7 protein-coding genes and 2 pseudogenes are annotated in these 7,978 nt (G+C 55.0%); 5 read left to right on the forward strand and 4 right to left on the reverse strand.

Translation table 11 applies throughout. The annotated features are described in order from the left end of the window. Positions 1–51: 51 nt before the first annotated feature. Positions 52–669 carry a hypothetical protein gene (locus tag F8N44_RS15455; RefSeq protein ID WP_150650902.1) on the reverse strand — a complete coding sequence of 206 codons (618 nt, stop codon included), beginning with the start codon at positions 667–669 and terminating at the stop codon, positions 52–54. A 54-nt stretch (positions 670–723) separates the two neighbouring features. Then, positions 724–939: a YdaS family helix-turn-helix protein gene (locus F8N44_RS15460; protein WP_098963812.1), complete on the reverse strand. Its 216-nt coding sequence runs from the start codon at positions 937–939 to the stop codon at positions 724–726. A gap of 87 nt (positions 940–1,026) precedes the next feature. Here F8N44_RS15460 and F8N44_RS15465 point away from each other — a divergent pair, with 87 nt between their 5' ends. The 4 genes from F8N44_RS15465 (at position 1,027) to F8N44_RS15480 (ending at position 4,196) form a co-directional block, all read left to right on the forward strand. Beyond that, positions 1,027–1,758, forward strand: coding sequence for an XRE family transcriptional regulator (locus tag F8N44_RS15465; RefSeq protein ID WP_150650903.1), 732 nt, complete (start codon positions 1,027–1,029; stop codon positions 1,756–1,758). A 393-nt stretch (positions 1,759–2,151) separates the two neighbouring features. Beyond that, positions 2,152–2,670: a DUF4760 domain-containing protein gene (locus F8N44_RS15470; protein ID WP_150650904.1), complete on the forward strand. Its 519-nt coding sequence runs from the start codon at positions 2,152–2,154 to the stop codon at positions 2,668–2,670. 113 nt (positions 2,671–2,783) lie between these two features. Beyond that, complete coding sequence (locus F8N44_RS15475) at positions 2,784–3,041, forward strand: hypothetical protein (protein WP_150650905.1); 258 nt, start codon at positions 2,784–2,786, stop codon at positions 3,039–3,041. Next, positions 3,034–4,196, forward strand: a protein-coding gene (locus F8N44_RS15480; protein WP_109627876.1) for an IS3 family transposase whose coding sequence is annotated in 2 segments (ribosomal slippage) — positions 3,034–3,289 and positions 3,289–4,196 — 1,164 coding nt in all. Because the reading frame shifts where the segments join, the coding sequence is not laid out codon by codon here. The genes F8N44_RS15475 and F8N44_RS15480 overlap by 8 nt, the downstream gene beginning before the upstream one ends. A 143-nt stretch (positions 4,197–4,339) precedes the next feature. Here the strand turns inward: F8N44_RS15480 and F8N44_RS15485 are convergent. Next, a pseudogene (locus F8N44_RS15485) lies at positions 4,340–4,591 on the reverse strand (transposase domain-containing protein); the annotation flags it as partial. A gap of 565 nt (positions 4,592–5,156) precedes the next feature. On the opposite strand from F8N44_RS15485, the gene ltrA reads away from it, so the two are divergent. Further along, positions 5,157–6,482, forward strand: a complete 1,326-nt coding sequence (gene ltrA, locus F8N44_RS15490; RefSeq protein WP_224794772.1) for a group II intron reverse transcriptase/maturase — start codon at positions 5,157–5,159, stop codon at positions 6,480–6,482. On the opposite strand, the pseudogene tnpC reads toward ltrA, so the two are convergent. Continuing rightward, positions 6,378–7,819 (reverse strand): annotated as a pseudogene (gene tnpC, locus F8N44_RS15495) (IS66 family transposase). The gene ltrA and the pseudogene tnpC sit on opposite strands and share 105 nt — an antisense overlap. Between the last annotated feature and the right edge of the window lie 159 nt (positions 7,820–7,978).

Here is a 7,978-nt window from a genome sequence, read left to right on the forward strand (position 1 = left end):
AGTGTTAATGAATTAGCCGGGGCGCAATCCCGGCTTTTTTGTGCCTGCGATTCAGGCAAGCTTCAAATTCGGTTTGTGTTTAGCAAGCAGGGTCTCGGCCTTACGTCCCAACTCCCCCGCCCGGGCCTCGACCTGACGGCACTGCTCGGCGAACGCCGGAAGATGCGGCAGGTCCTCTTCGCACATCACCTGGTCATCAAAGACCTCGCTGCCGGTGTCGATCACATCGCCCAGTGCGCGGATCAGTGCACCGAAGCTTTTGTTGGCACATTGGTCGCTCTGCATCTGGCGTGCGCCGGTCAAGCCGTGGCGGCCAGCCAACTCATTGATGCAGTTGTCGCGAAACTCAGGCTCCAGTGCATTCACCCAGGCCTCTTCCAGCCAAGACGGCATTTCCTGATCGCCCGAGAGCCAGCGCTGCACGCGCTTTAACCAGCGGCCTGTCGCCTTCACGAATTCGCCCACATCGTTAAGGCGCGCCAACTCATTGAAGTCTGGGACCTTTGCCTGAACGATCTTGGCGGCGGGAACTCGCAGGCAGATCTCCCGGCTCAAGGCTTGGGCGAAATCGTCCTGGCTCAAGCTGGTGCGTGCGATCTGGTTTTGAGCGTGGGCGACCAGCACTTGGTCGCGGGTTTGGGCGCTATGTCTTGGACTGGACGTTTCCATGGGGACTGCTCTCTTCTAATCTGGCTTCAACGGATTGGCGGACAGGGATGTCGCTTAGGCGGCCATCTCGGCCCAAGGAAACGACGGACACAGCTTTTCTTTTTTGAAAGCACCTTCGGTCAGCGCCTCCGCTCGCTTGGCAATAACCGGAGACATGCCGTGCTTCCCCCGAACCCAGCCGGAAACGGTGCTTTGATCAACCTTGAGCTTTTCGGCGGTGGCCTCCTGGGTGCCGAAGTAGTCAACGAGGCCCTTGTAAATTGCGTTCATGATGCCCCTCCATACGGGAATACCCATATAGTAGGTTATGGGAATACCGATTTGCAAGGGTATGGGAGCGCCCGTAATACTTCACGGATGGAATTTAAAGACCGACTCAAAGCCGCCCGTCGCCACGCCAAGCTCAATCAGACTGAGCTTGCTGCGCGCGCCGGACTCACGCAGACCTCGATCTCCGATTTGGAGAGGGGAAAATCGAAAGCTACAGCCTTCGCAGCCCAGATCGCCTCTGTATGTGGCGTGTCCCCGATGTGGCTGGCTGAAGGTGTCGGTGACATGCTCAAGGGTGTGCCTGATCATCAGGCTGAACGCATCCAGCCCAGCGTGAAACTTGGTACCATCGAAACCTGGGATGACGAAACCCCACTCGATGATGACGAGGTCTACGTCCCCTTCCTTCATGAAGTAGAACTGGCGGCCGGATCTGGCAGGTTTGCGATTGAGGAAAGCGCCAACTCGCGCCTGCGCTTTAACAAGAAGGACTTGCGCCACAACGGCGTTCAGTTCAGCAACGCCAAGTGTGTGAAGGTTGGCGGCAACAGCATGGTGCCCGTGCTACGCGATGGCGCGACAGTCGGCGTGAACGTCGGCAAGAACTCTCTGAGCGATATCGTCGACGGCGAGATGTACGCCATCAACCACAACGGGCAGCTTCGCGTGAAGCAGGTCTACCGGATTCCGATCGGAATCCGCTTGCGCAGCTTCAACAGAGACGAACATCCGGACGAGGACTACACGTTCCAGCAGATCCAGGAGCAGCAGATATCGATTCTGGGGCATGTGTTCTGGTGGGCGATGTACTCAAGGTAATTCGAGGCTTGAATTTCTAGAATTCGTTGCCATTCTATTGATCAAGGCGCCAATTTTTGCATCTCAATCGTTGTCAGATAGGATAAATTAATTGGTTTGGGCTATAGCGTAATGGTATCAAACGCGCACACGACAATCGTAAGATCGAATATTTGATCGTTTACGATGTCAAAAATCTTGAAGCCGGCTAGCAGGACGCTAAACGGCAACAAGCGACAGACCCCCATCTCGGGGTTCTCGAATCAGGAAAAAAAATGGACTTATGGAGGCACAGCACATGACCGTACTAAAAATCCGTGATGAATATGAAGGCTTCTAAGCTTTAAAATTCACTTTGTAGCTCCAAAAAAGGAGGCTTAGGCCTCCTTTTTTAATGTCTGGAGAATTGGGGAAATGGATTTACTGAGTGCACTCTGGTGCTACATCACTGACATCTTGAGTAGTGAAGCCTTTCGGGGATTCATGATCATGACAGGTGTAATTGTCGCAATCACATCTGTAATCAGTGCTCGAAACACCGCTAGAAAAAAACAAACTGCCGATATGATGTTCGGAACTCGTTCTGATGACATGCTAAGCGAAGGCTACAAATGCTTGCAGCGCCTTCATAATGCAGATGACTCGAATATGCGAGCTCTTGCAAAAGACGGCAAGAAACAGTCGGATGAAGCTAACCAGATTCGCTACGTGCTGAATCATTGGGAGAGAATTTTCGTCGGTCTCCGACAAGGAATTTACGATGAAAACATGCTTCGTGAAGCAAACTACAACACGGTGATCCGAACCTACACTCAAGCGAGGACTTACATCGAAGCAGTACGAGAAGAAGAGCAAAAAAACACGTACTATCAATGCCTTGAGCGCGCCGCCAAGCGGTGGAAGAAAAAACCTTTAGCAGAACTCAAGAAGTGAAAAAGCCCGGCCCAGCGCCGGGCTTTTCATGTCCGCCCCTTCCCTCGCACCAATCCAATGGTGGCGCACAGCCACGAATGGTAAAATCTCAGCTCAATTGATGGAGGGATCCGATGAGCAAGAGAACTATCTTTTTTGCAGTGGCTCTGCTTTTTTCGAGTGCTTCAGGCGCAGGGGTATTCAAGGATGAAGTTGATCGGTTCACTGATAACCGATCTGTTTCCTGGATGGCCATGCCGTCTCAACCCGAAGAATTTTCTTTTTCGATCTTTGCATTTTACCCGAAGGGCTACACGACTTGTAGTGGTCTAATGAAACCGGACACCCATTTAGGCGAGAATGCTCGCCAGATCGAGGTGTCAGATGACTAAACAACGCCGCTCCTTTACTCCTGAATTCAAGCGCGAGGCTGCCGACCTTGTGCTCAAACAAAACTACAGCTACATCGAAGCCAGCCGTTCACTCGGCATTGGTGAATCGGCATTGCGCCGCTGGGTTGACCAGATTCAGAAAGAACATAAAGGCGTCACCCCGCAGAGCAAGGCACTGACTCCGGAACAGCAAAAAATTCAGGAGCTGGAAGCCCGGATTGCTCGGCTTGAGCGAGAGAAATCAATACTAAAAAAGGCTACCGCGCTCTTGATGTCGGAAGATCACGAGCGTTCGCGCTGATTGACCAGTTGAGGGCACATGAGCCGGTTGATTGGCTGTGCAAGGTGTTTGACGTCACTCGCTCGTGTTACTACGCCCAGCGCCTGCGGCGCCGCACGCCCGATGTTGAACGGCTTCGATTGCGTAGTCGCGTCAGTGAGCTGTTCTCGCAAAGTCGCAGCTCTGCGGGCAGTCGCAGCATCCTGTCGCTGATGCGTGAAGACGGTGAGCAACTCGGTCGATTCAAAGTGCGTAGCTTGATGCGCGAGCTTGATTTAGTCAGCAAACAACCCGGCTCCCATGCCTACAAACGAGCAACAGTAGAAAGACTGGATATCCCGAACACATTGAACCGCGAGTTCGACGTGCCAGCGCCCAATCAAGTCTGGTGCGGCGATATCACCTACATTTGGGCGCAAGGAAAGTGGCATTACCTGGCTGTCGTCCTGGATCTTTGTACGCGTCGGATCGTGGGCTGGGCGCTGTCGGAAAAGCCAGACGCTGAGCTGGTGATCAAAGCGCTGGATATGGCTTACGAGCAGCGTGGCAGGCCTTCGGATCTGCTATTCCACTCGGACCAGGGATCGCAATATGCAAGCCGACTCTTTCGCCAGCGGTTGTGGCGATACCGCATGCGCCAGAGCATGAGTCGACGAGGAAACTGCTGGGATAACGCACCGATGGAGCGCGTATTTCGCAGCTTGAAAACAGAATGGATACCGACCGTGGGCTATCGAACTGCGCAGGAAGCACAGCGCGATATCAGCCATTTTTTGATGCATCGCTACAACTGGATTCGGCCTCACCAATTCAACGATGGGTTGGCGCCAGCGCGGGCCGAGGAAAAACTTAACGTCGTGTCCGGGATTAGTTGACCACCACACACAACGCATGACTCGGGGTCGAGGTGTTTCGCCATAACTTCTCTCGTAGGGACTTTCACCCTTTATCAACTGCCAGCTTGGCTGGCGCACTAAGCGCTCCATAAACCCCACCGATTTCAGGATGGGGTGAGCGCTCAGCCAGGTGATACCGGCGTGCAGTTCCACGGCAACAGGGCTTCGTAATCCTCAACCGAGGACGCCAGTGGCAAACGTTCCAGTGCGTGGCGCAGCCACGCATAGGGTTCTTGGCCGTTGGCTTTGGCCGTCTCGACCAGGCTGTAAAGTTGAGCGCTGGCCATTGCCCCCTTGGGCGTGTCGCTGAACAACCAGTTCTTTCTACCGATGACGAAGGGCCGGATCGCACGTTCGGCGGCGTTGTTGTGTACGCCCTGACAAGGCGTATGAGTTCAGTGGGTGCGAATCCCACCCGGCTACTGTCGCTCCGGCCGGAAGCACTTTGGAGCAGTTCAGGAGGCAACGAATGGGCTGAAGTATCTGAAGAAAAGGCTTCTTTAGGAAGTCAGTGACTGTGCAGGCCGTAGCGCGCAGCGAACACCGAGCAGGCCCCGAAAATGCCTTGCGGTAGCCGACCCGCCATAATAACGGGGAAGGTTGATAGTGCTAAGGGATCGAGCGTCAGACGAACTTGGCACTGCCGCCGGGGTAGTGGTGATGGCATGTACAGAAGAGAACTCATACGAAACAGGGGAAGCCTGCCAGGGTGAAGTGGCCATTAGACACGGCCATACAAACAGTGCGCCCGTGAGGGAGGGCGCTGGCTCGGACAGGTGGCGGATGGGCTCGTAGTACCGTTGAGGCCGGGTAATGCCGGAGTAGGAAAGGAGCCCTGGTTCAAGAGAGGAGTACAAAGTGGTAAGAACGATGGGATTGGCTCCAAGCCTATTAACCCAGGTGAGAAATCGCGTTCGGAAACTACAGCGTGCCCTGTATGTGAAAGCTAAGACAGAGCCAGACTTTCGCTTCTACAGCCTGTGGGACAAAGTCTATCGAATCGATGTATTGGTCATCGCCTACCAACGTTGCCGCGCAAACCGGGGCAGCCACGGTGTGGATGGTCAGCGATTCGAAGACATTGAAAACACAGGACCTATGGAGTGGTTGGCTCAGCTACGCGAGGAGTTGAAGTCGGGTGGATATCGACCTCAGCCCCTGCGGCGGGTATGGATTCCCAAAAAGAACGGCAAACTTCGTTCCTTGGGAATTCCCTGCATTCGAGACCGCGTTGTTCAAATGGCCGTCAATCTCACACTCCAAGCGATTTTCGAAGCGGACATGCAGCCGTCGCAGTATGGCTTTAGACCTCGTCGAGATGCCAAGGAAGCTGTGAGGCAGGTGCACCATTACACCGCGAGGGTTGGGCTGAGAGACGTTGTCGATACGGATCTTCGTGACTATTTCAATACCATTCCACACGGGCCTTTGATGAAGTGCCTGGCCCGCCGTATCTCGGATGGCAGGGTGTTGCGGCTGATCAAGCAATGGCTTGAGGTGGCCGTTATCGAACTCATTGACGGTAAGCTTCGACGCACCAACGAAGCCAAGCACACGCACCGTGGTAGCGCCCAAGGATCGGTGATTTCGCCGCTGTTGGCCAATGTGTACTTCAGGCGCTTCATTCTGGCCTGGGAAAAATTTGGCTACGCCAAACGTCTGCATGCAAAGATTGTGAATTACGCGGACGATATGGTGATCTGCTGCCGCCCCGGCAGTGGAGAGCAGGCAATGGTACTGATGAGTGGCTTGATGGCGCGGCTGGGGCTGAGCGTCAATGAAGAGAAAACGGCGCTGGTGAAACTCTCGGAACAGTCACTCGACTTTCTGGGGTACAACCTGGGCAGGCAATACGACTGTCATGGGAAAGCCTATATCGGCACTCAACCTTCGAAAGGGGCGATGAAGTCGATTATTGGAAAAATCCATGACGAAACGGCGATCAGTATGACGTGGGACGCGGTAGAGCACCGGATAGCCGAACTCAACTCGATCCTTCGAGGCTGGGCTGGCTACTTCGACCAAGGGCCTGTGCTCAAGCACTATCGAATCCTGCAACGCTATACCGAGCGCCGTATCCGACGCTGGTTGGTCAAGAAGCATAAGCGACGAGGCCGTTCTGGGTACCGTCTATACCCGGATGCGTTCCTATACGGAAAGCTAGGCCTCCATCAGTTGCCTACGCGAATGGCCGATGTGTCGAGTGCGAAGGCATATCGATCTCGGACGAAAGCCGGATGCGTTAGTAGCGCACGTCCGGTTTGACGAGCGGGGTGTGGAAACGGAGCGCAAACCACCGCGCCACATCCCGACTCTACCGATCGGTAAGTAGCCTTGCTCGACATACCGCTCAAGTTTGCTCCAGTTGCTCGCCAAGTAACCGACGGCTTTGCCCAAGGCGTTCTGAGCCGTGACCTGCGGCTGCGTCTTTTCCATCCAGCTTCTTATCTGAGCCAGTACCGGCAGGCTGCGCTCATGGCGACCGGTCTTGCGATCTTCATCGACGTTATCCTTGAGGTCGCGCTCGATGCCGTAAAGCTTGTTGATCAGGTTCAGCGCGATATCCGCACGTCCCGTCTTGCCCTTGGGTTGCACTTTTTGCGCTTCGACAAACTTGCGCCGTGCATGCGCCCAGCAGCCCAAACGCTCAACCCCGGCCTGTGCGCCCAGCGCGTTGTAACCGCATAATCGTCAGTCATCACGTAGCCGCGATAACCATCGAGCAGGCGCGTCGGCACCTCCTGCGCCCGGCTGGTGGAATAGTCAAAAAGGATCACCGGCTTGTCAGGCGGGCCACCGGTTTGCACCCACATCCAGGACTGGCTGCTTGGCTCCCGATCCGGCTCTTTGAGCACCTGCACGCGCGTTTCATCGCAGTGGATGATGCGGCTGGCCAACAGGCTATCGCGCATCAAATTGAGCAGCGGCTGAAAGTGCTCACCGCACTGGATGACCCAGCGGGCCAGGGTCTGGCGCGGGATATCGATGCCATGACGGCCCAGCACCTTTTCGAAACGGTGAAACGGTAGACCGTCGACGTATTTGGTCGTCAGCAACATGGCCAGCACGCTCGGACTGGCCATGCTTTTTTCAATCAGTTGGGCGGGTTTATCCGCCGCCACCGGTGCCGACTCACAATCGCGGCAGCCATAGACCTTGCGTACATGCTTGATCACGCGGATCTGCATCGGGATGATTTCAAGCTGTTCGCTGACCTCCTCGCCGATGGCGTGTTTACGGCAGCCGCAGGCACACGTCAGCTCATGCTCGGGAAGTTCATGGATGACTTCGATTCGGGGCAGGTCGGTGGGCAGCGGCTTACGTTTGCCGCGACGTTTGGTCGGCACGACAACTTCTTCTTCGCAGGCTTCATCGACAGGCTCTGCAACACTTTCTGCTTCATTGAAGAGCGCCAGCTGCGGCGTTGCCGGATCAGTCGTTTGCTCGGACTTACGCCCGAACAATCTTTGGCGCAACAGCGCGTTCTCTTCTTCAAGATGAACAATCTTGCCTTTGTCAGACGCCCGCTCACTGATCATTTGCTCAAGCAATTGCCTGAGCAAAACAGGATCACCAGGAAGGTCTTTGGGCATGGAAATCATGCCGCGGATTATACCGAATCAGGCGACGTATCGAAGTGTCAAAACCTGATGAGGGCGGTTGCGCCAGAGGTCGAAGCCGTCGAGTAGCCAGTTCAGTTCCTGGACTGTCAGGACAATCGCCTCGTCGCGGGCTTCGGGCGATGTTTTGAATCGCTCGGA

Source organism: Pseudomonas fluorescens, assembly GCF_902497745.1.
Taxonomy (GTDB): Bacteria; Pseudomonadota; Gammaproteobacteria; order Pseudomonadales; family Pseudomonadaceae; genus Aquipseudomonas; species Aquipseudomonas fluorescens_BM.